Origin of the sequence: Pseudoalteromonas sp. Scap06 (assembly GCF_013394165.1) — a bacterium.
Lineage (GTDB): Bacteria > Pseudomonadota > Gammaproteobacteria > Enterobacterales > Alteromonadaceae > Pseudoalteromonas.
Genome location: NZ_CP041330.1, coordinates 471,511 through 496,589, shown reverse-complemented (window position 1 = coordinate 496,589; position 25,079 = coordinate 471,511). Strand labels below are relative to the sequence as shown.

Here is a 25,079-nt window from a genome sequence, read left to right as displayed (position 1 = left end):
AAACACCGTGCTTGGCTTAATCTCTACCTTATACCTAGAACCTTTGTCTTTAACCAGACACGAAATAAAACCGCTGCTACACCAGTCAAACTTAACCCGTTCCTCGTCGCCCGTAACTCGTACCTCGCAGCCCGTCGCTCGCAGCCCGTATACTTAAGCCTTAAACGATATTTTAATCACTACCAAATAAATCACGCGTATAAACTTTATCAGCAATATCAGCCAGTTCATCAACCATACGGTTTGATAAAATAACATCTGAAAGCTGCTTAAATTCATTTAAATCTTTGATTACCCGAGAATGATAAAACTCATCAGCATCAAGTACGGGTTCAAAAACAACAACTTCAATTCCTTTTGCTTTAATGCGCTTCATAATACCTTGAATGGCAGAGGCTCTAAAGTTATCCGAACCCGACTTCATAACTAACCGATAAACACCGACAACCTTAGGTTTACGATTAATAATTGATTCCGCGATGAAATCTTTTCGTGTTCGATTCGCATCGACAATGGCGCCTATAATGTTATTAGGAACATCTTTGTAATTTGCTAATAACTGTTTGGTATCTTTAGGTAGGCAGTAACCACCATAACCAAATGAAGGGTTATTGTAATGGTTACCTATGCGTGGGTCTAAACCAACCCCTTGAATAATTTGCTTACTACTTAATCCATGTGCTTCAGCATAACTATCAAGCTCATTAAAATATGCCACTCGCATTGCTAAGTACGTATTAGAGAAAAGCTTTATTGCTTCAGCTTCTGTTGAGTCGGTAAATAGCACCTCAACATCTTGCTTTATAGCACCTTGCTTAAGTAAACCTGCAAATGTTGCTGCTCGCTCGCTTTGCTCACCCACTACAATACGTGACGGATACAGGTTATCGTAAAGCGCCTTACCTTCACGTAAAAACTCAGGCGAAAAGATAATATTTTGTGTCTTCAAGCGTTTTGATATAGATGAAGTAAAGCCAACCGGAACGGTAGATTTAATAACTATCGTTGCATCAGGGTTTATTTCTAATGCTTCTTCAATTACTCTTTCTACAGAGCTAGTATCAAAATTATCTGTATCACTATCGTAATCAGTAGGAGTTGCAACAATAATAAAACCGGCATTATTGTATGCACGTACTTTGTCAGAGGTAGCAATAAAGTTAATATCATTGCGAAGTAAGTATTCGCTTATTAATGGATCTAAAACGGTAGAAGACTTGTTGTTTAACAATTTAATTTTACATTCATCAATATCTAAACCAACCACTTCGTTATTTTGGGCTAATAACATGGCGTTTGACAATCCAACAAACCCAGTACCTACAACAATAATTTTCATAGGCTTCCTTTAGGAGAATATAAAATAAATGAGCACACAAGGGCTAATAACTTCGTTAACATCCATATTAGTCCATTTTTAGTAATAGAGTTAATCGTTTCATTAAGTCTACAAAAAAGGCTTATTCTAGTAAGCCTTTAATAATACGCTCACAAGCTAAACCATCACCGTACGGATTATGCGCTTTACTCATAGCTTTATACACTATGTCATCATCTATTAATTCGCTAACTGAACTAACTATTTTATCGACATTGGTACCAACAAGTTTAACCGTACCTGCTGCTACTGCTTCAGGGCGCTCTGTTGTATCACGCATTACAAGTACAGGTTTACCTAAGCTTGGAGCCTCTTCCTGCACTCCGCCAGAGTCGGTTAAAATTAAATATGAACGATCCATTAAAAATACAAATGGTAAGTAATTTTGCGGTTCAATAAGCATTACATTTGGTTTATCAGCAAGTAACCTATTTACTGGCTCCTGTACATTAGGGTTTAAATGCACCGGATAAACAAAATTAAAATTTGGATATTTAACTGCTAATTGCGAAATAGATTCACAAATGCGTTCAAAACCACCACCAAAGCTTTCGCGTCGATGCCCTGTTATTAATACATAAGGCTTAGTAATAATATCAGCAAACTTTTCAGTCATCATTTTTTGCGTACTTTGCATTGGTAGTACGGTATTTTTAATTTGTAGTAAAGCATCTATAACTGTATTACCAGTAATAACGATGTCTGATTTAGATACATGTTCGCGTAGTAAGTTATCTGCTGATGCTTGAGTGGGAGCAAAGTGTTTAGCGGTAATTACGCCAGTTAAGGTACGGTTTGCTTCTTCTGGCCAAGGACTATACAAATCGCCTGTTCTTAAACCTGCTTCAACATGCCCTACTTTAATTTGTTTGTAAAAGGCCGCCATTGATGCCGCAAACGTCGTTGTAGTATCACCATGAACTAAAACCCAATCAGGCTTAAATTCTTCTAATACATCGCGTAAACCTAATAATATCTTACTGGTAATATCGTATAAATCCTGACCTGACTTCATTATATTTAAATCATAATCTGGCTTTATTTCAAAAAGAGCTAACACTTGATCAAGCATTTCACGATGCTGCGCTGTTACACATACTCTAGCTTCTATCTCAGGGGTATTTTCCAAAGCTAATACAAGAGGAGCCATTTTAATCGCTTCAGGGCGAGTACCAAATACTGTTAAAACTTTCATTTATGTATCCATATACAAAAGCCCACCATATTGGCAGGCTTAAAAAACTAATATTGGGTTTAAAAAATACCGCGGCTATCAACAATTACTTTTTTAGCAATTTGCTCAGGAGCAATATTTTTAAATTCTGTATGGTCAACTAATACGGCAAGCGTATTGCAGCGCTCTAAAGCTTCTTCTGAAGTCACTAATTCAACGCCTAGTTTAGATAAAGACTCAGGTAGCTTAGTGATATTTGGTTCTACAACCAGAACTTCTGCATCGCTTTTTTGCGCTAACATTTTTGTTATATCAAGTGCTGGGCTTTCACGTAAATCGTCAATATCTGCTTTAAACGCAATCCCCATACAAGCAATTACAGGCTTTTTAAACTGATCAGCAGCATCGAGTATTTGTTGTAAAACATAGTGAGGCTTACTATCATTCACTTCACGAGCTTGGCGTATCAGTTTAGCTGTATCTGGCGCTGAACTTACAATAAACCAAGGATCAACTGCAATACAGTGACCACCTACACCTGGGCCTGGATTTAAAATATTAACACGTGGGTGGCGGTTAGCCAGTTTAATAAGCTCCCACACATCAATGCTTAATTTATCGCAAATCATCGAAAGTTCATTAGCAAAAGCAATGTTGACATCACGAAACGAGTTTTCAGTTAGCTTAGCCATTTCAGCTGTACGCGCATTTGTAAGTAAACATTCACCTTTAACAAAAGTTTTATATAAAGCAACCGCTTTTTTTGAGCATGCCTCAGACATACCGCCAATAACGCGATCATTTTCAACTAATTCACGTAGAACATGACCAGGTAAAACGCGCTCTGGGCAATGTGCTACGTTTATGTCAGCTTCACTGCCATGTGTTTGTGGAAATGTTAAATCTGGTCGTGACTCTGCTAACCAATTTGCAAGCTCTTCAGTAGCACCTACAGGAGAAGTTGATTCCAATATAACTAGGTTTCCCTTTTCAAGTACAGGCGCAATTGCTTTCGCGGCAGACTCTATATAGCTTAAATCGGCTTCGTAATTTTCTTTAAAAGGAGTAGGTACTGCCACCATGAACGCATCTGCTTTTTCAGCTATGGTAGTCGCTTTTAAGTTACCAGCTTGTACAGCGCTGCGTACAACCATATCGAGATCGGGTTCAACAATATGTACATTACCCGCATTTATCGTATCTACAGCGTGCTGGCTAACATCTACACCAATCACTTTAATACCGCGAGAAGCGATGACCGCAGCTGTTGGCAAACCTATATAGCCAAGGCCTACTACTGATACTTTTTTAAACTCCATTATTACTCCGAAATAACTCTGGTTAACTTATCAAGCTTATTGGCTTGTGACATTCGCTCAAATATGAACAAGATCATCATTGAAGCTAGCCAAATAAACAAAAATGTACAAAAAATTAGGATTGCCTTATTAAAAAATAACTCAATAGACTCCCGCACCATAAAAAACGAGAAGGGTAAAATTGTATATGAAAAAAGCACTAAAAATGGCTTATTACAAAACATCATCCTCTCAAGAGCGCAGGTTATAAATACCACAACTAAGCATCCAAGAAATATTCCCAATCCGCCACCCATTATATAAACACCACCAAGGAGAGTAGGTGAGATAATGTAAGTTCCTCTGTGGATTCCAAGAATCGACTCTGTAAAAAATAATGCATTTGTTAATGGAATAACGGGTTTCTCTGGCCAGAAAGCTCTAGGTATAAGAGGGTTAAATTGCGCCATAACATAATCAAAGCCTTTATAATACTCATCACCACTTTCAAAGTATTCTAATATTTTATTAAATGAATCATAAGGTGAAAGACTGTCGATTAGGTACCTGAATCCGAGTTCAATAACATCGTCACTCATTCCTTGTCCATATCTAACAAACGCTAAATAATTTATAAATCCAATTAGTAAAAGTGCCGCAAAGAAAATGCTTTTTAAAGAGACTAAACTTAGCCTTTGCCCTATAATTATTACACCTATTATACCAGCAGCTAAAATATTTCTAGAACCACCTAACGTAAAATAGACTAACATCCCACCAACCACGCTCACCGCCAAGGCTAAAAAAAGACCTTTAAAATTTTTTCTATCCATTAAAATTAACATTGCGGCAGGAATAAATAGAAAAAAGAAAATCATGAAAATACCGTTACCTGCGCTAGAAGATAACCTATGCCCATAATTACCGGCACTAAAACTCATTCCATTTAAAAAAACATACCCAAAAATTGAAATAAGAAAAAAAGCTAAACTAGATGTAATCAGTACCTGTCGTGATTTATCATCATATATAGTTAAGGGCACCGGCGATATTTTTCTAACTCCAAAATAACCAAGAATCACAAATGTGCTATAGAAAAACGTACTCCACCACAACCCCTCAGTTAATATATCATCAGGCAACATCTCGTAGCCTAAAAAGTAGCCAGCTGCTAAGTTCAATGGGATCCAAGAAAAGTTCGTTAAATATATAAAGCAACTTACTAAGAGGTAAAAGCCTACCCTATTATTTGAAAGCTTTAAAGATAAAAGAAGCAGAGAAACACTGACAACAAAAACTATTGCTATTTCAAACTGCATTATTTATTCCTGGCATTCACAAACCTAATAATAGAAATTAGTAATGCAATACACACACCTAAAAATGTTATTCCTAAACATATGAGAGCTCGTTTGGGGCTTTGCTTTTCTTCTGGTATATAAGGTGCTTGAATAACATTTAATGCAAAGTCTTTTTTGGTTTTTGATACCATCATCTTTTTTAATTGATCTTCTATTAAATCATACAAAGAAGCTCTTACTTCCGTATATTCTGCTTGTTGCAAATACCCATTTAAAAACTTTAAATTATTGTTTACTTCTAGCAATTGAAGCTCTCTTTCGAACTCATTAAACTCTTCAATGAGTAAAGATAGCCATTGCTTTGCAATTTCAGGACTATAAAAGTCAACAGACAGTTTAAAAACCGCTTTTTTTCTATCGAAACTCACCTTAAATATTTCTCTAAACTTCTTATATGCTTCTTCATTTGTCGGTTCTGGTAATAGAGGATAATCTACATCTCGAAGCCATTTATTATTATTAAAATCATATATAGAACTATCATAAACAAGCGTATTCGAACTTTGTGTCCAATCTTCAGCAGCAAAAAGAGGGATTTTAATATTATGCTTTTTCAGGAAAGGGATTAAAAAGTCTCTAGACTTTAATTTTTCTTCTAAATGAAAAACCGCTTTTTCATCACCTCCGCCTAAGCTAATACCAGCTAATGAAGCAACACCACTCAATTGACCGAGCATACCAGCAACGCCTCCACCAGATGACTCTGTAGAGGTTAGTAAAGATTCACTGCGATATTGGTTTGGTATCGAAAGTGCGAAAAAAACACTAAAAATAGCAATTGATAAAACAAACAATATGTTAAAAACTTTATACTTTAAGATTGAACCTATAACAATTTCAAAAAAATCATTATATTCAGCTTTTACTACATTAACTTTAACATCCGTCATTTCACACTACTCTTAATCATTCTTTAATACACCTATGGCATGAATTATGACACAGCTCGTTTTGCTTTGATATTTCTATAAACGAATGCAATACAAACTGGTAAATTGCTGGGCAGTATAACCTAACTATAGAATTAAATGCCAAAATTAATATGCAAGTAATATCATCAAAAAAAGAGTTCACTCCTCATCTCGTTTGCATTATGAAATATTTACTCATAAAAAAGCCTAAGCTCAGATTGTTATTTGAACTTAGGCTAAAACTTACAATATATTAAAAACTTATGTTTATATTTTCGATAAAAAAACTATGGCCGTTATTGAGTTATTGATAATATATTATTCACTTTATCATAAATTATTTTTATTTCTCCGGCCGTTATCTTAACTGTATTTTCACTAACATCTTTTAACTCTATTTTAAGCTCTTTATCCAATGAGAAAACATTAACAGTATAGTAGCTATTTGATAGAGTGATACACTCCTTAACTGGTGCTTCCACACCTGTATTATATCCTTCAGTGATCCAGCCCTGGAGGGGAGTGCCTGTTTCATCAAATTCACCCTTTTCAATTTTGCACGTTGGTGAGCTCGTAGACCATCTTTTTTGAAAAACTGTTTTCCCACTTTTAAGAGCTATTTTTGTTTCAGTATCAGACTCCATATAAATATTACTACTGTGGGCATAGTGCCAGTTTTCTTCATATTTTTTTGCGCCAACTGCATTGTCAATAACAACTAGCGTAGGATTTTCATTTGTACTAAACGCAATTGCCCTACTATGTTTTTGAGTATTTGATATAGGCTGATTCCCTGCAAATAGGAGTAAGTTCCCCTGTTGCTCAGCTTGATTTAATTGCGCTGATTGCAAATTAGATTCTAACTCATCGAGAACTAAAGTATTGTGATTTGATAAAGACCAAAAATTTCGTCTTCCTGGATTGTTATAAGAAAAAGGGCCACCAGAATCGACCAAAACATTTTCGCCATGTAAATTATAAACAATATTCAAATTATCAAAGTGCCCATGGACAATCCTGATAGGTCCTGCGTCAAAATACACTTTACTCGCACCTTTAGGACTATCACTTTTAGCTATTACTAAACCTTCAACCTCACTAACATTTAATGCATCTAAAGCTATTTGCCCTCGCTCCAAAAAAGCTTCAAATTCAGGAATTCGCACTTTAAAGTGTGCATAATACCCTTTCAAATAACCTAACCAATATTTATTGTTATAAGAGTCACCTATTGCAGGAGATGTCCCATCTTCATTTAATAAATAAGGACCTTTAGAAATTGCTTTTGATAAAGTTTTCACTAAAATATTGGGTGAAGAAATTTGCAAGTTATCTAACTGTATTTTTGCTTCAAGTAACATTGATATACCAGTAAAGTGATATTCAAATGCTTGCTCCACGCTCTGTCCACTTTGCTCATCAAACATCAATTTTGATGCATTTTGCAGTCTCGAAATCGTTGTATTGAATAATTCTTCTGCTTTTGATTTATAGGCGAAAACACTAAATAGATTTAATGCAGATTTGGCTTGAATCAAACCATGATTTTCATCATCGTAAATAGGATCATTTATATAAAACTGTAGCATTTCCCAGTCTTTATCTAATAAGTTTAATAATGCAACTTGTGTGTCCTTGTTAAACACTTCAAAAAAATTTAAATAAAAATACAGTAAGTGGTTTACTCTTAAAGCTACAGCATCTTCTCTGTATGCAACTGAGGGTAACGCGTTTTCAATGTAAGGGTACGTAGAGTTATAGTCTATTAAATAAGTGCTTATTTTATCTAGCCACACTTGTTCATTAGTATCTTTGTAAACTTCTCCATATGTAGTTAGCCAACCTAAGCTATGATAAAAAAGTTGCCAACTGACATTATCTACTGGGTTTTCATGCCAAGTTGGGTCTTCAGGAACCTCCCATGAACCAAAGTTCAACCAATAAAAGTCAATTTCATTTTTTGTTATTAGCAGCTCTTTTAATGAATCTCGAGTAAATATAGAGCGTTGAGGCCAATTTAGCTTAGCCATCTCTGGTTTTGAATAATAGTTAAAATTAATTAAACTATTTCCCTCAAGCCAAGTCGGTAATAAAAAGTTAAATTTTAAGCTTTCCCCTCTCAGAAAGTCTTCTTCATCAAACACTTTAAATTTATAAATAACGTGGTTTCCATGAAAAGTAGAACTCAGCTTTTCAATATCAATTGAAGCTGGAGCTATATTGGACACCTCAATTTCAGGCTCTTGTGAAATAATTGAATCAAATTCGACCTTTAAAGTTATTGTTTCACCTTCAATGGCTATGTCAGAACTCTGCTCTATCTTTACGATATTTACAGGTTCAACGAGAACATCAACGCGTGCACTTAAAACATCGTCACCGATGGTTACGTGATATTCAAAAAAATCAGCTCCTGTAAAAGAGTTTTCTGAGGTGTAAACAATATTATTTTGCTCAATAGTTAATTTTGCGCCTTCGTTTGAGCGCTCATCTACCGACATCTGATAAATTACTGGTAGGTTTTCATCATTAGACAGAACATTTAGTTTAGATTTTGAATTTGTTTTTATATTAAAATTATCTTGAGCAATTTTAATATTGACTTCATCAGCTTCATTATCGGTACTTCCACTCCCTGAATTATCATTGCATGCAAAAAGAAAGCTTGAAATAAACACTATAAAAAAGATTTTTTCCATTAATAGGTTTCTCATCCATAAATCCTTATTTTTTAAAAATCACATCGCCCATTTTTTTTATAATTATCATTGTTATATATATAAACAACACATACAACACTAAAGGGTCTAGCATACCTGTGTGTATAGATATTGTTAACAGTATAAAACAAATTAAAAATGGAGCACTCTCAATAGGCCTATTTCGAGTCAAGAAACGATGACTTCCTAATGTAATAAATACACCAACAAAAAAACTTAGAATGTACGCACCATATGTTCCAAATTCTAAATAAAATTGACCCAATATCGAGGAGGTAGTTGTAGACTCTTGCCAGTTTGTACGTCCTAACCAATAAGACAACAAAGTCCTACTATGAGTTTGCTCCCCTGGTAATATTGTCGAGAATCCAGCTAGAGTGAACTGACCATATTGAAGCCCGATATCGGGTAAAATAGCGTTTATACCTTTTATAACAATAGAACCCTCGGCAAAGACTAAAATAAATGGTGCAAAAATAAATAGCTCTGGAGGCATGTCTAAATTGGCTAAAAGTTTAATGATAGCTTCAGGATCATCTTGAAATCGGAGTAAAGGATATAAGGTCATTATTGATAAGAGTATAATAGAACCAAATGCCTTTGTTTTTTTAGAAATATAGAATCGGTTGTATTTTACATTTAGAAAAACAAACATCAAAATAGTAACTACTAAAGGAGTTCTATAACCCATAGTTAACATGATGATACTGGCAAGAGCGGTAAAGTACAGCAGTTTTTTTTTAGAAAGCCACACATACATAAATGGATATAAAATCCAAATAAGACCGATTAGATATGTAAAAAAACCTGACACATCTTTTCTGTCAGAAATATTTAAAACAGGTACACCATGCATAACGATAAGTACTACATAGCTCACTAATGAAACAACAACAAGCAGTATAAGCGTAAAGTTTACTATAGGGTTAAAGCTCACACCCTCTGACGGAATATGAATAGATTCTCGTTGCGGTTGGTTTTGATTTTCATTTATCGAAATAAATAAGCGACTTAGAATCACACCTGTCAGCAGTGATACTACCGAAAGCGAATAAAAAGTTAATTGCCATAGGCCAACATGTTTAGCAAAAACCCAGCCCAAGAAGAAATAAACGGCAAAGCAGGATACGTAAACTTGCACCAACCTGTTTTGTTTGATCATAGTAAAAATTAAAACGAGCATTACTGCTAATGCTGAACACTTTTCAATCATTAGTGCGCATTCTTAAATATGTTTTAAAGAAAATAAAAAACAATGCAATTACTCCACCTATGAAAGTAATTCCTAGAACAATAAGTACTCTTTTGGGCCCAGATTTTTCCTCTGGCAAAAATGCACTATCCCTAACTTCAAAACCAAAATTCTTTTTTATATTAACTAGGGTTAATTTTTGATATTGCTCTTGAAGCAGCTGAGATAATGTCACTCTTAATTCACTATTATTTAAATTAGTATATTGACTTTCTATAAATTCAATACTTTGTTCAGCATCCAAACGCTCTTTATTACGAAGGTATTCACTTAAAGTTACTAATAAAGATTCTACCCATTGCTTAGAGATTTCTGGTGAATAGAAAGTAATTGATATAGTTAACAAATCAGTTTTCTTATTTTTAGAAAAACTCATTACCTCTTTGAACTTTAAAAATAGCTCTTCTGATGAAGGTTTTTGTGATTGGTAGGGTTCTACCTCTCTGACCCACTTCTTATTTGACTCATCGTAAATATCCTCGTCAATAATTAACGTGTTAGTCTCTCTATCCCAGTCTTTGGCGGCAAATAATGGAACAGCAATTTTTTGTTGGTCGATAAAGAGCTTAATGAAATCCCGAGATTCTAATGTTTCTGTAATAACGTTAACATCTCCACCACCACCGATGGAAACACCTGCCATACTCGCTAAACCACCAAACTGACTAGCTAAAGCCCCTAAACCTGAGGTTTTATCTTCACTAACCGCAGCAATTTTTGAAAACGAACGGTATTCATTAGATAAGCTTAATGAATAAGCAATAGAGCCCAACCCAAATACAAATGTTATAATCAAAACACTTAAAAAATTTTGTTTGATTAAATCAACAAACGCAAAAAAATCACTATTTTTACTATTCACAAGCTTTCCTACAGAAAGGTTATCTTTAGCTTTTTCAACATTAATTTTGACATCTGTCATTACACACTACTCTTAATCATTATTTAATACACCTATGGTATGAATTGTGCCACAGCTTGTTTTGCTCTCATATTTCTATAGGCGAATACAATACAAATAAATGGCAACAAATAGGCAATTGAGTTTAAATTCACAACTTTAAATACCAATAAACTAATTGCTATCAGCGTTGCGCCCAATACTAGCAGGTTGAGCTTAGCAACAATATCTTCTTTTCCACGCAAGCTTAAAGACGTTAGAAAAATAAAGCCATACTGTGAAGATATAAAAATAGATGTAATTGCAATTGATGCCATAAATGCTGTCACCTTGGGAGCACCCAATATATAAAGATACATAAACGAAATAACTGAGCTAGCCAAGCAGCTTACTAAAATCAACTTGCAATATTTATTATTTACTATGACTATATTATCAAGAGAAAGATTATGGCTTCCCAATAAAGGCATATTTTTATTAGCTTGAGTCCTTGGAATTAGCATAGCTATAGAAAAACATGAAATAGTTAAAGCCACATATGACGCAACCTCAGGTTCAAAAATTAGTTTTGCTGTATAAGGAAAACAAAATAAAGCAAAAACACTGGCAGTGGTTGATATTGCAATATTAAATACTTTTCTATTTGGGATTTTTTCCGTTGCTTTTGCTTTTAGGCTTTGCCAATCGAAAAGAGCAATAAAAAACAAACCTGATAACAGAGCGACTAAGTAAATAATGTAGGGTGCATCAAACTTAACACTTGAATCACTACTTATAAGAACAGGTGCCACTAAACAAATAATAGATATTAAGCACTCAGCCATAGCGAGTAGAAAAAAACCTTGTTTTGCAACACGGTTAAATCTAAATAGGTAATAAAAATGCAATACAACAAATAGTGGTATGCAGTAGAGCAGATTGGTTATGACACCCATCCAAAATAAACCACTTAGAATACATAACCCACAAATCAATCCACTTAACGATTGTTTAGATATACTCGTAAAAGAGTCTCTATAGTCTTGCTTTAAAATAAAAAACCCAAAGCTTTGGCTAAACATCGTATTTAGCAGCATTAAGATAAAAAAATCGCTACCAAACGAAGCTGTATCCATAGCACCTAAAAAATAAATACAGGATGACAATAAAATAACGCGAGATGCCCCTGGCCCACCCGTAGCCAATAAAGGAACGAATACATTTAATAACCAGTTAACCAGTGGTTGGTCAACTTTCTTATTATGCATATAATCCAAACGATATTTGGCTAACTTTGATAATGATTGCGCTAAGGTATGCCTTGCCTTAATGGTAAATAAACCATGCTTACTTGAGCTAAGTAGCTCCATAAAAGACACTTTTTCACCCATTATCTTTTTACGATAAAAAGCAAAGTTTTCCTTATTTCGCACACTCATTATTTTTTTATGTTTAGCTTCAAACAGGTCAATTGCGCGCAGCTTATTATTAACTGAAGAGATTCTTTCAAGTTCTTGATCATCGTTAACTATGTATAGCTCTTTACCTATTCTATAAGCATCGCCATATTTAGCGATTAATCGAACCCATAAGTCATGATCTTGCAATGCTGGCAGGTCAGGGTCAAACCCTCCCACCTCAAGCACACGCTCACGACTTACTAAAATCTGATTTGAGCACTGATTAAGATCGAGTGCAGCAGACAAAGAGATTACCTTTTCTTTATTAAATAAAGACTTTTTATGGGCTCCATAATCCCAAAAATAACCACTGCAAACAAAAGAATACTTAGGGTCATAAGCTTTTACTAAACATTCTAAACGCTCAGGTAAAAACACGTCATCATCATCTAGCCCTGTTACTAAATCTGTATCAAGTGCTTTAATGGCTTTATTTCGTGCTTTACATGCTTTTTCTGAAATTTCGTTTCGAATAAATGAGACTCTAGGATCTGAAATCGTCTTCAAATATTCGTGTGTTCCATCACTTGAACCATCATCAATAATAAGTAACTTAAAATTAGGGTATGTTTGCGACAGTACAGAACTAACCGCTTTTTTTAATAGCTCAACGCGGTTTTTGGTTGGCATATAAATACCAACACTCAGGCTCTCTTTAATCATAAGTTACCTTTAAATGCTGCATTGTAAATAGTAACAATTTGCTCAATAACACGTGTCAAAGAGAATGATTCAGCTTTTTTGCTAACAGTAACACTTAAATAATCATACTGTTTTGATGGGAGCTCTAAGTTAAAAGTCATTGAATCCTTGAGGTTAGCTAAAAGCTGCTCTTCTGAGATATTCTTTTGTTCAATGAAACGGCTAACATCATCGATTTGGGCTTTTGATCCATCTGTAGAGGTTGCAATTACTGGTATACCGCAGGCTTGGGCCTCACTAAGTGTTAAACCAAAAGATTCATTTCTTGATAAGGAGAGTATGAATTTCGCTTGATAGATGATATCGACTAACTCTTCAGGATTTTTTTTTCCAAGATAGCTAAAGTTTGAAAATTGCGCTTGGGCGGCGAGCACCTCCTGTTTCATAGGCCCTTCACCAACTAATGCAAACTGCTGCTCAGGCATCATTGCAACTAAAGATAGAAAGCGATCTATACCTTTATTTTTATCTAAACTACAAACCTGAAGAAAATCATACTTCTTTGCCAATTGCTTATTTTTAGTATAAAAAATGTTATCGTTGTAACCTGCACATAGTATTGAATAAGAGCTTACTGGGCGATAAAACTTTTTATGTAATTGTTCAGAGGTGAAAATCCAATGGTTAACTACATTAGATAGCGTTCGATATAAATAACGAGGAGGATCATATAAATAAATATCACTCCCATGGCAGGTAACAATTATTTTAACATCGCGATTACGAAAAAACTTATAAACGGCGGCAAGTATAATAGTAGGAAAGTAATAATGAACGTGAATCACGTCATAACATTTAAAACGAAGCACACATTGAAAAATAAACTGCATTAGAAAAGCAGGATACTTTAAAGCCCTACACAAAAAGCTATCTGTATTCCATTTCATTTTACAATAATCTAAGTCTAAGTCTTTTTTGTTCAACCTATCAACTTGGTTATCAACAAAAACACCTTGCATAGGAGCCGACTGTTTAAAAGACATGTTAGATAAAATAAGCACTTTCATTTAGAGCTTCTTCAACAAATACAATTGTAGGAATTTAAGCAACTTGGCTTGTCTAAATATTCTTCTTGGCTCTTTGAGCATTCTATATAGCCATTCTAAATTTAGCTTTTGCCAACCTTTAGGTGCCCTATTAACGTTACCAGCAAGTACGTCAAAGCTTCCGCCTACCCCCATAAAAAAAGTATTTGGGTATTCTAGCATCAGCATTTTTATTAGCTTTTCTTGTTTGGGTGAACCCAAAGCAGCAATAACAATATCTGGCTTAACAGAACTAGCCAAATCAAATACTTCTTGCGTGCTTTTAAAGTATCCACTCATATAACCTACTACATTTACTCCATTAGTAGTTAGATAAGCATTCGTTTTTTCAACCACTTCAGGTTTCGCACCAACTAACAAAACCCTAGAGTTAAACTGAGATGAGCGTTTTAATACCTCAAGCCATAACTCACAACCGGCTATACGACACAGTTTTTTACCTGTTTTTTGTTGTAAAGCTTTTACAACGCCAATGCCATCTGCATATGGAAATTGCGCTTCATTAATAATTTTTTTTGTTTCACTATCATCAATAGCCTTAAGTACTTTTTCTGGATTTACAGCAACAGCCATACCTGGCTTTATAAGGCCATCATCTGAAAAGATGGTTGTTAAGACATGCTCCATTGATTCAAATGGTAAAATATTCACACCGCCTATCTGAATAGGGGAAATTTGATTTACTACACTACTTTCTTCCATAAAACATCAAATACTCTAGCGGTTTGTACCAAAAAAACGACGAATATGTACACTAATACGCCAAATTCTTAGCATAAAAAAGTAATACATAATTGTGCACAAAAGAAATGAATAAAACATAATGTAGTCAGGTACATTATAAATGTCGGTTACAATACCTACCGTTGCAAACACCGTCGATATAAAGCAAATCACAACTAAAGCTTGTCTGCTGGAAAAACCCAGTCTAAGTAAAATATGATGTAGATGCTCTCTATCAGGCTTAAAGGGTGACTGACCTTTTTTGATCCTACGAGTAATGGTAGAAATTGCGTCTATTATAGGAACAGCGGCTAACCACAGTGCCGTTACAGGACTAAATGCACTTTTCTCTTGAGATTGAGACCCTTCAAGTAACAACCAAACAACAGTAAAACCAATGACTGTGCTTCCTGCGTCACCCATAAAAATTTTAAAACGCTGCCCTAAAGGGATGCCTAAGTTCATTAAAATATAAGGAACAGTTGCCACTACAATGGCAGCACAAAAGGCCATTAATTCATTTTGACCATTAAAATAAAATAAAATACCCAACGAGGTAAATGTTATTGTTGCCAAAGCCCCAAGCAGCCCATCAATACCATCGACCATATTGAAGGCATTAATAGCGCCAACAACGACAATAACAGTCATAATGTAACCAAAATAAGACAAGTTAATGCTTGTGCCACCGAACAAGGCACCAATATCATTGAAAATTAACCCGCCAAAACACATCATTAATGCGGATATAACAATCTGTAAGATCAAACGAAATCTAAAACTAATATCGTATAAATCGTCTAATACACCAATGAATAGCAAAATACTCGCACAAATTAAGTAAAGCATTGAAGAGGAAATTGTTTCGGGAAAGACAAATAAATAAGAAAAAACAACAACAAAAACCGCCAACCCACCAACCAAAGGAACAGAACCTGCGTGGTGCTTTCGAGAGTTAGGCTCATCAACTAGGTTGATAAAAATTGCAATTTTCCTAAAAATAAAGAGGCTCAAAAATGAGCATAAAAACAACCCTAAATTATTTATAATCACAATTTTTCAACCTTTTATACATGGGCTTTTGACACATTTTTATAATAACCTAGCAAACAGGCGATGTATTATAGTTGATTAAGACATAAATAAAAATAGCTTTGTATAAGTATTAGAAATTCAAAAACAAGCAAAAATACCAACAAATTCATAAGGATGAATGAGTGAAAACAAAAAAACACACTTTTTATTACTAAATTACAAAAAAGCTATACCTAATATAAATTGATTAGGATTATATCAATTTATATGAATCATTAATTTTTTATCTAAAAAGTAACTTATAAGCACTAGATTAGCTAACCCCTTTTAAACTTGAAAGTTTTAATTAATACTTAGCAAACCAAAGTCCACTACTATTAATTTCAGTTTTAAATTAGAATAGGAGGAAATTGAATTATCAATTTATATTGCAAAAAAGCTTAATCAGATTTACAACAAGGATACCAGTGGAAAAGCAAAGATATACTAACTTAGATGCATTTCGAGGGTTGGCTGCATTATTGGTTTTATTATTCCACTCCCCCTTTTTTTACGGATACAAAACAACGTTTATATCTAATAGCGACATTTTCGTTGATTTTTTCTTTATACTATCGGGGTTTGTCATTGCCCATGCATACAAAAGTAAAATCGATAGTTTAAACTTTAAAACCTATATGCAAAATCGTTTTGCTCGTATTTACCCGTTACACTTAACGTTATTATTAGCCTGGTTAATGTTTCTCTCTCTAAAACACTTACTTTATACTCAATTCAACTTGGGAAATACAGACCCTTTTATAAATAACGATTTCACTTCTTTTATTCTTAATTTATTACTCCTCAACGCACATAATTTAGATGACCAACTAACATGGAATGCCCCATCTTGGAGCATAGGCGCTGAATTTTATACTTATTTACTTTTTTTTGTAGTCGCAAAGAGCATAAGAGTCAAAAATTTACTGCAGTGGTCAATTTTTTTAATTGTTCTTGCATATACAACGCTTTATATCCTTAAACCCATCACACTTTTAAGAACATTTGATCTAGGGTTTATAAGAGCTATTGGAGGATTTTTTCTTGGTGTTAGTGTATTTATTATTAAAGAGAAAACCGAGCTAAATTACAGTTCAAAGCTTAAGGTTGCGATAATAGAGGTCGTATTATTATTAGCAGTAATAAGCTGCATAACCATTTTAGCAAAATATAAACTAGGCCAACTAACTACATTTTTAGTTTTTACATTAAGCATTTATTACTTTAGCGCATCAAACGGAGTAATTTCAACGCTCCTTAAAACAAAAACTATGCAATATTTAGGTAAAATATCCTACTCAATATACCTTACCCACTTCTTAGTCATTAATATCATTATAAATATATGGCAGTACTTTTTTGCAAAAAAAGGATTACCAATCAATACCCCTTTAGCCGATATATACAACACATCTGCTGCACCCTTTTTAAATACAGCAATAATATTAATCACATGCTTAATTTCAGCTATTACCTATAAGTTTATAGAGCAGCCATTTCAACAAAAACTAAGCGCCAAAAGAGTAGTTAAATAGCTCTATATCTTGCGCATAATAACGCTCTACAAAACGCTCGGTAATATCACAATAATAGTCCGTATAGTATTTAGCTTTAGGCTGAAAAACACTTTTAAATTTTGATGTTGTTTTATTTTTATGAGGCAGAGCAAGAGGGCTGCCGGTAATTGCCTTACTCACTTTAGCAAAGTCACTTGATAGCGTCTCAAAACGACCAATAAAATCGACTAAAAGCTCTCCTTGACGATTACAAACAAACTCAGCCTGCGGTATCACATGCCTGTACAGATCATCACCAGAGGCATAATTATCATCTTTCTCGGTTGGGAAAGACTTTAATAAAAAGTCTTTAAAAGAGCACTTATAGCCTCTGTATTTATATTCAGACAAAATGCGCTCCCAAGGATTGCGCACAAAACTAAACCGATATAATTCAGAAAAGCGCTCCTCAGTTAAATATCCGAGTTCAACATATTCATTTGCTGTTAAATGGGCCAGCCTAGGAGGGCCTAACTCTTTATTAGTATTAGCCTTAAGTAAGAATGGAGCACGTTCATGCCACTCAAACCCAGCACGCTTTAAAAACACACTTTCAATACTTTGCCCTGCTACTTTTGGAATATGAACAAATAAACATTTATCAAATTTAGAAATCATCGGCACTCATCTTAAATACTCGTTTATAAACAACGAATAAACTCACTAGGTTTTTCGCAATCATTGAAGCTGCAACAAGGCACGCCGCAGCAATACCACCATAAATAGGCGTAAATACCCACAACATTAATAAAAATAAAATGGTTATAAATAAATTTTGATATTGGTGTATTCTCTCATGCCCTGTCATTAATAAAATAACAACCGCTGAGCCACAACTTAAATTAACCCATTGGCCAATGGCTAATATTTTTATATACGTAGCAGCTTGTACATACTCTTCACCTATTAGTGAAAGCATAATATCAATACAAAAATAAACAACGAGTATTCCAGCCGTCGCTATAACGGTTAGTAAAATACGTGTTTCTCTTGCTAACTGCTTGATATTATAAAACTTACCCGCACTAAAAAAGCGAGCATAGTATGGGCTACATACCGCATTAACAGCCTGTAAAGGGTAACTAAACAGTACCGCCACTTTCAAAGCAATGGATAGCATTGCAACATCAGCCAAGCTAGCGTATTTAGCAACCAATAAATTAGCCAGCTGCTGTGTTAGCAATGCTGAAAATGCAATGACAAAATAATGCTTATTCGCCTTTCTTAATTTTTTAAGCGGAAGCGTTTTTAGGCCATCAAAGCTTGGTGTGCAATAAAAGAGAGAGGCCACGTAGGAAAAAATTAAACTAACAGCTGTACAACCAAGTACTATTTTAAACGCATGTAATGCTGTATCTGGCTTGAAAAATAGCGCGGTTAATAAAATTAGCAGGTTACTAATAAAACCAGAAAAACAAACACTATGAATAATTTTGTGTCGTGAATTTAAAACTGACGAATTAATGCTTTGCAATGCTAACAGTAAGGTTTGCATACAGATTAAGGGCAATAAGTCATTTAACCTTTCGACAGAAAACCACAAAGCTATCTGTGTATCAAAAGATAAAACCAATACCGTTAATAAGCCGCAGCTTGATAAAGCGATTACATGACTTAATACGTATAGCCTACCCAAATCTAAATCATTAAACTGTGCGCCAAAACGAACAATTAAATTTTCTAAGCCTAACTTTGCCAAGCCCGACATTAACAACGACATACTCAGGCACAAAACAAGCAAACCAAATTCGTTAACGCCAAGTTGTTGTGCAAAAAGCGCAAATACCCCCAAACTGGAAAGTGCAGTAAGTAACTTAATAGAAAAAGAGCCGGCAATAAATGCACTTAATGATTTAATTAACATCAATTGGGGTATAGCCAAAGAGCTCAAAATCAAAATAATATAATTGGTTAATCTTTTTATACTGAGCGCTTGTTAATATAGGTAAGCTCACTTTTTCAGAGCGGTTAATAAATTCTAAACTGTTTGGCAAATTATGCTTTTTAGCAAAAGCAGGCCACTGCTCAGCTAGCTTTTCAAAATGTAAAACGGTATCTATATTTAAGGCTAAATCGCTTTTGCATACAAATAAGTACTGCGGCTTAAACAATTTGTGCTGCATTATAAAGTGCATATCTAATAATACATCGACAAAGCTGGCAAAGTCATGGCTATTACTTTTAATTTTATCTGCTAATAACTTATCACTTTGTGAGCCATTACCACCTTGCAAGCTGTACTTATAAGCTGAAAATAATCGCTCTAACGGATGCCTTACAATGGCAAAGCGGTGATACTTTTTATAAAAGTAGTCATTCACCTCATTGTAATACCCCGATTCCACATGAAAGCGCCCGCCACTATCGCCTAAGGCTTTCATAACACTTGAGCCCGCATTTTTGGGAATATGAATAAAAATACACTTATATTTGTGCATATAAGGTTTATAAGGATACACGCAAAAAGGGAAGCGCTTTAATAAACGCTTTAAAATGGTCATTTACTGCCTCAACTTAGCCAAAAGAGTTTCATCAAAGCCAACCACGTTAGCTAATTGAGCATCATTGGCTGTTTTATTATGTAGCCATAAACTGTGTGCTTGTGTGCCTACAACATGCAAATAATCTTTATAAGGCGTAGGGTTTGCAACCAGTTTTATTTTTATGCCTTTTTTAAGCGTCATAAATTTAAACCAAATATCATCTGCCGTTGGGCATAGTGCCATGCATAGTTCGGTATTAGTTACTTCTTCGGCAAAGCAATTTTCAGGGTACAGCACTCCCCCTATGCCAATAGGCATCAGTAAATAACTAGGTAGTTTCTCATTGCTATCAAACTGCCATTGCGAATAAGGAGCAATATGGCCAGTAGAGTCAAACGTAACCTTATGGGCTCTGTGGCAAATAATAGCGCTTGGGTAAACTAAATGTTGTTTGTAAAGTTGCTCAATTTGATTAACGGGGTAAATAATATCGTCGTCAAAAGTAATAATGGGTACACCCAACTGCAAACGTAAACTAGGAATCAGCTTTTTGTAAGAGCGCAAATCCTCACACCAGTTAAATGTAATATATGATTCTAGTTTTTTTAGTTCAGCGGTTAGTACTTCGCCATGGGCTAACCATACTATAATTTGCTGTGGTTTAACTGTTTGGTTTAATAGACTGTATAACGTGTAATGCAGCGTTGCTATACGCTTGCCATAACTGGTTAGTGACACAACGCAATCAATACTCTCAGCCTCACCATTTTCAGCGTTGAGCGTAAGACCTTGCTGAGCCAGTAAACGCTGTTGGCTTATTAAAAGCTGCTGATGTAAAAACGCTACCCGCTGTTTTAAATAGCGCTTGGAAAAAAGCCAATATTTAACTCGTTGCCACACTTTTTTATCCAACTAAAATCAATATTTTACCAAAAACTCTTTAGCAATACAGTTTGTAAAACTAAATAGCCGCAAATAAAAGGCAGTGCTTTTTTATACAAACACAGCCATTTACAGGGACTTGTTTATTAAAACAAAGCAGTACCAAAATGATTTGCGTATTGGCTAATGTGTTTTTTAGCAAAACCAATCAATGACTCAAGCTGCTCAGTTGCTATTACGGGCACGTTATCTTGCTGATTAAACAACTGTTCTAAATGGTGCCAATATTTTAAGTTTAGTTGTAACAGTTGCTTTTCAAGTGAGTACACTTCAGCCATTAACGCAGAGTCTGTTAAGTTATCATTTAAAGCGACACTTTTCACAACCGTTGTAAGCACGTCTCGTAATTGGTTTATATTCGTTAAATCAGGGATAGATAAACTATCAAGTGTAATGCCTTTGTCTATTTTTATAATGTTAGGGACATATTTGGCCAAATGTTTTGCGCTAGCAGACACCGTCTCATTGCCAAACGGGTTATTACCCAAAACCTGCGCTTCCCGCCCATCGGCCAATTGCATGTTAACAGGTACGCTAAACAAAAAAGGTGAGCTCAAATCAACAAAGCCATAAATTAATAGCGTACTTAGCGGATCAAAATAGTTGTATTGTACGAATAACTCATCATTTTCACCTTGTCCTGCTGGTGAGCTAATACCTATTCCTTGACTGCTATCTTGATAGTAACTTGAAGCTAAACGATGGTTAATAAAATCGATTACCGATAATAGCCCAGCTTCAGAATCGCCTTCTACTTTAATATTTTGACGCGCTAATTGTTCTTTTTTATAGCCAAATATCCGTGCGCCAAGAAAGCTGTCTAACAATAACTTATCTTTTTTATTTTCAAGCTGTAGCTTATAAAAATTCATTATTTTAAATACATGTTTTTTCCCCGCCACCAAACTACTCAAAAGTTCTGGATGATTTGCCAAGCTAAAAAACACTGAGCTTTGCTGCCACTCTTTTAACTTATTAGTTTGATTATAAATGTCTACCATTAGTGCCATAGTATCATTAGCAGCAGAATTGCATTGTTGATTGTGTGGCTTACACAATAGGTTATTATTATTTACCGTTAAATCATAATCACACAATAATGGCATACAGGTAAGCGGTATATTAATTAAGGGGGTATTTTTAATTACCGGATAAGGGGTTTTAATCGATAAACCATGTTCGTTTGCCACAATATCAATTAGCGGGCTAAAAAATGCCCCTGCTTGTTCATTGGTATTGATTAACTTGTTTATTTGCTTTACTAGTATTTTATTACTTCCTTCAACGCGATAGTTTTCACGCTGGGGGGTAACTCGTTCTGTCGTGGTTTTTGGCTGCTCACTCATCAGCTCATCATACCAAGGCATAGCAGCAAACCGCGCCTTATTTGCCACTAACAAGGTCTTTAATTGCTCATTATAGCCATGCTTTTTAAGCACATTCATTAACAAGGTGACATGTGTATCTTTAAAACTACTAAGTATTAGTTGTAGTTTTTTTAATGTACTTTCAACTGCTTGAATATTACCTACCTGTATTGCGGCGTCTAGTTTCATTATATGCGCATTATCTGAGTAATCGGCAAGACTCAGCAAAGGGTCAATATAGTCAAGTACGTCGCTTGGCTGGTTATTTTGAATTGCCGTTATGCAGTATTGCTCACGGGCAAAAGCATTGTTTGCACTTGGGTCTAAATTAATTGATTGTTTGTAGGTATCGAGGATTAAATCTGGCTGCTTTAACTGATTATAAGTAACAGCTAAGTTATTTAAAAAACCAACTCTTGTTGCATTGCTTACAGAGTAATTAAGTAGCTTTTTATAAATAATCACACTTTGTTTAAGTTGCTTTAAATAAAAGCAGCAATGGGCTTCTAGCTCCAATAATTCCAATGACTCACCGTGTTGTTTAAGGTGTTTTTTAATTAATTGCTGCGCTTTTTTATATTTTTTTTTAGTGATTAAATCATTAATTAAGTCGATGGCCATATTAAAACCTATTATTTATTAACATAAAAAAAGCGGGCATAAGCCCGCTTTTTATTTACAAAATACAACTAATATTAGTTGTTAGTTTTGTAAGAACCTAAGTTGATGCGTGAAGAATCAGAGCTATCTACTTTAGCGCCTGCAAACACGTGAACGTCACGTGAAGGAACGTTAGTAACAACTTCGATTGCTGCTTTAAAGCCAGTTGCAGATGCATCGTAGCCTTCAGCTTTAAGCGCGTCAGTTACAAGTGAAAGGATGTTACGAACACCTGGTTTAACATCTTTTAAGCTAGCAGCTGGAAGTGCTTTCCAAGTTACGTCTTCGCCTTCGATCATGTAACGCATGCTTACATCACCAACGCGAGTTCCCGCATTTGTGTGGCGTAAGATTGGTTGCGTGTTAGGACCAAACGGAATGTATGGTAGTACTACTACTGAACCGTTAAGTTCCCAAGCACCTGCTGAAGATGCAGCTAGAGCTGGCATGTTAGCTGCACCGCTACCGATAGACTTGTCGCTTAACACGTCTACTTTAGCTGTGAAAGACTGTACTGGAATCATTACGTTTTCAAGTTTACCTTGGTCGTAACCAGGTACTGTGAAAGTGAATGCAGGAGCAGCATCAACAGGAGCAACTACAGTAGTTTTAACTGTTAACTCAGTATTAGTAGAGTTAAGTGCGTAACTAGCTACAGTATCGTTAGTACCAGCGTATGCTACAGCTGAACCGATTTCAGTAGAAGATAATTTACCATCTTCGTTTGCATCGATGTCATCATCAAGCATCCAAGAGAAATCACCAGCAATAACGTAAGTAGCAGTAGCCGGTACTAGCTCTAGGTTATCTGTGTTTTTCTCTACTTTAAGAGTAAGTGTATCGCCAGTGCCGTTAGCAAATTCTTGACGATCTTTACCAACATCGATGTCAGCGTCAAAAGCAGTAGTTACTTCAGCTGAGTACTGTGGTACAAGCGTAGTAATTACAGCAGCTTTTGCTACGTCAAACTGAGTACCAGATGTGTTAGTAGCAAATGAGTTAATTGTTACTGAAGTAGAGTTGCTAAGACCAGTAGAGTCTAAGAATAAACCACTTAGTTGTAATGCAGCACCGCCACGTACGAAATCGTTTTGAGCGTTAGCACCTTGAACAGTGAAACGAACTTGGTCTTCTTCGATATCTAGCACGTCGAATGTAACGTTACCTGTTGAAGTACCTAGTGTATCAACAACAATCTGAGGAGAAACTGTTTTAGAAGTATCTAATTTAGCACCAGAGATTTTGAATGTTAGTGTATCTTCGTCTTTGTAACCACCAATACCAGCAACAACTACTGGCTTGATTTCGATAGCTTTAACTGTTGAGTACTCAACACCGTCTTTAGTAGTAGCTGAAGACGTTTCAGCCGCTAAATAAACTGTACAAGCTTTAGCTGCTGTATATTCAACAACATTATTTGTGTTACCTTTAGTAGCAGTACCAAACGTAGCAGTGTGATCACTACCTGTAGTAATAGTTGCTGTTTCGATTACTGTAGCACTATATTCAGTGGCTAACTGTTCACAGTTATCATCAGTAGCACCACCAAAAACATTATCAACACCAAGGCCTGACTTTTTATCACCAATGCGCTTAACAAGAGCGGTTGCAGCATCAGCAGCAGTTGTAGCATCAGCAGATACGCCAGTTTTAACTGTTGCAGCAGTAGCAGTGATAGATACACCAGCTACAGCTAATGCTAGTAGAGTTTTCTTAAACATAATTTCATTTCCTTAAGTTTCATGAAACTGGGATAACAGTTTATTAATTTGTTAACTGCTAACCCACATATTTTTATTTTACTTAGGCCGTCGCCTAAGCAACAGCCAAACAATTAAAGCGTATAGATATTAACCCTTTAATGTCAACTAGTAATTGTTTGACTGTTCAATTTGCAATCAAAAGGTATTCCCTTAAACAAACTAGTTTAAATGATACAAATTGAACAACATGCAATTAACAAACTTGTTAACGCCAAACGAGTGTACTTAACTTTTTTAAACTAATCAACCTTTTCAGCTTAATTAAAACCATAAAAAATAGGCTATTTTTTCAGCTAATTAAAGGCATTTATAATGCATAAAGCGCACAT

At 35.1% G+C, this 25,079-nt stretch carries 19 protein-coding genes; 1 reads left to right on the top strand and 18 read right to left on the bottom strand.

Going from position 1 to position 25,079, the window contains the following annotated elements; genetic code table 11:
* Positions 1 to 172: 172 nt before the first annotated feature.
* The 12 genes from FLM47_RS02305 to wecA form a co-directional block, all read right to left on the bottom strand.
* Positions 173 to 1,339, bottom strand: a complete 1,167-nt coding sequence (locus FLM47_RS02305) for a nucleotide sugar dehydrogenase (RefSeq protein WP_178954933.1) — start codon at positions 1,337 to 1,339, stop codon at positions 173 to 175.
* Positions 1,340 to 1,460: 121 nt separating this feature from the next.
* Positions 1,461 to 2,573, bottom strand: a complete 1,113-nt coding sequence (gene wecB / locus FLM47_RS02300) for a non-hydrolyzing UDP-N-acetylglucosamine 2-epimerase (RefSeq protein ID WP_178954923.1) — start codon at positions 2,571 to 2,573, stop codon at positions 1,461 to 1,463.
* 59 nt (positions 2,574 to 2,632) lie between these two features.
* Complete coding sequence (gene wecC / locus FLM47_RS02295) at positions 2,633 to 3,871, bottom strand: UDP-N-acetyl-D-mannosamine dehydrogenase (protein ID WP_178954921.1); 1,239 nt, start codon at positions 3,869 to 3,871, stop codon at positions 2,633 to 2,635.
* A 2-nt stretch (positions 3,872 to 3,873) separates the two neighbouring features.
* Positions 3,874 to 5,169 (bottom strand): WzyE family oligosaccharide polymerase, encoded by a 1,296-nt coding sequence (locus tag FLM47_RS02290; protein WP_178954919.1) that lies wholly within the window; start codon positions 5,167 to 5,169, stop codon positions 3,874 to 3,876.
* Positions 5,169 to 6,101, bottom strand: coding sequence for an LPS O-antigen length regulator (locus FLM47_RS02285; RefSeq protein ID WP_178954918.1), 933 nt, complete (start codon positions 6,099 to 6,101; stop codon positions 5,169 to 5,171). The genes FLM47_RS02290 and FLM47_RS02285 overlap by 1 nt, the downstream gene beginning before the upstream one ends.
* 317 nt (positions 6,102 to 6,418) lie before the next feature.
* Entirely contained in the window at positions 6,419 to 8,836 is a 2,418-nt protein-coding gene (locus FLM47_RS02280; protein ID WP_178954916.1) for a heparinase II/III family protein, read from the bottom strand.
* A 10-nt stretch (positions 8,837 to 8,846) separates the two neighbouring features.
* Complete coding sequence (locus FLM47_RS02275; RefSeq protein ID WP_178954914.1) at positions 8,847 to 10,055, bottom strand: hypothetical protein; 1,209 nt, start codon at positions 10,053 to 10,055, stop codon at positions 8,847 to 8,849.
* Entirely contained in the window at positions 10,048 to 11,016 is a 969-nt protein-coding gene (locus FLM47_RS02270) for a hypothetical protein (RefSeq protein ID WP_178954912.1), read from the bottom strand. Before FLM47_RS02270 ends, FLM47_RS02275 begins: the two co-directional genes overlap by 8 nt.
* 32 nt (positions 11,017 to 11,048) lie before the next feature.
* Positions 11,049 to 13,097, bottom strand: coding sequence for a glycosyltransferase (locus FLM47_RS02265; RefSeq protein ID WP_178954910.1), 2,049 nt, complete (start codon positions 13,095 to 13,097; stop codon positions 11,049 to 11,051).
* Entirely contained in the window at positions 13,094 to 14,143 is a 1,050-nt protein-coding gene (locus FLM47_RS02260) for a glycosyltransferase family 4 protein (protein ID WP_178954908.1), read from the bottom strand. Before FLM47_RS02260 ends, FLM47_RS02265 begins: the two co-directional genes overlap by 4 nt.
* A complete protein-coding gene (locus FLM47_RS02255) occupies positions 14,144 to 14,884 on the bottom strand; it encodes a WecB/TagA/CpsF family glycosyltransferase (RefSeq protein ID WP_178954906.1) in 741 nt (246 codons plus the stop codon).
* A gap of 15 nt (positions 14,885 to 14,899) precedes the next feature.
* On the bottom strand, positions 14,900 to 15,958 hold the full coding sequence (wecA, locus tag FLM47_RS02250) for a UDP-N-acetylglucosamine--undecaprenyl-phosphate N-acetylglucosaminephosphotransferase (RefSeq protein WP_178954904.1): 1,059 nt from the start codon (positions 15,956 to 15,958) through the stop codon (positions 14,900 to 14,902).
* Between the two features lie 449 nt (positions 15,959 to 16,407).
* Between wecA and FLM47_RS02245 the strand changes: the two genes are divergently transcribed.
* Positions 16,408 to 17,514, top strand: coding sequence for an acyltransferase (locus FLM47_RS02245; protein ID WP_178954902.1), 1,107 nt, complete (start codon positions 16,408 to 16,410; stop codon positions 17,512 to 17,514).
* On the opposite strand, the gene FLM47_RS02240 is transcribed toward FLM47_RS02245, so the two are convergent.
* The 6 genes from FLM47_RS02240 to FLM47_RS02215 all read right to left on the bottom strand — a co-directional run bounded on the left by FLM47_RS02240 (position 17,488) and on the right by FLM47_RS02215 (position 24,708).
* A complete protein-coding gene (locus FLM47_RS02240) occupies positions 17,488 to 18,153 on the bottom strand; it encodes a sulfotransferase family 2 domain-containing protein (RefSeq protein WP_178954900.1) in 666 nt (221 codons plus the stop codon). The two genes, FLM47_RS02245 and FLM47_RS02240, sit on opposite strands and share 27 nt — an antisense overlap.
* Positions 18,143 to 19,399: a lipopolysaccharide biosynthesis protein gene (locus FLM47_RS02235; protein ID WP_178954898.1), complete on the bottom strand. Its 1,257-nt coding sequence runs from the start codon at positions 19,397 to 19,399 to the stop codon at positions 18,143 to 18,145. The genes FLM47_RS02240 and FLM47_RS02235 overlap by 11 nt, the downstream gene beginning before the upstream one ends.
* Entirely contained in the window at positions 19,389 to 20,036 is a 648-nt protein-coding gene (locus tag FLM47_RS02230) for a sulfotransferase family 2 domain-containing protein (RefSeq protein WP_178954896.1), read from the bottom strand. Before FLM47_RS02230 ends, FLM47_RS02235 begins: the two co-directional genes overlap by 11 nt.
* Positions 20,037 to 20,918 carry a glycosyltransferase family A protein gene (locus FLM47_RS02225; protein ID WP_178954894.1) on the bottom strand — a complete coding sequence of 294 codons (882 nt, stop codon included), beginning with the start codon at positions 20,916 to 20,918 and terminating at the stop codon, positions 20,037 to 20,039.
* Positions 20,919 to 21,046: 128 nt separating this feature from the next.
* Complete coding sequence (locus tag FLM47_RS02220; protein WP_178954893.1) at positions 21,047 to 22,948, bottom strand: lipopolysaccharide assembly protein LapB; 1,902 nt, start codon at positions 22,946 to 22,948, stop codon at positions 21,047 to 21,049.
* Positions 22,949 to 23,022: 74 nt separating this feature from the next.
* Complete coding sequence (locus FLM47_RS02215) at positions 23,023 to 24,708, bottom strand: hypothetical protein (protein WP_178954891.1); 1,686 nt, start codon at positions 24,706 to 24,708, stop codon at positions 23,023 to 23,025.
* Between the last annotated feature and the right edge of the window lie 371 nt (positions 24,709 to 25,079).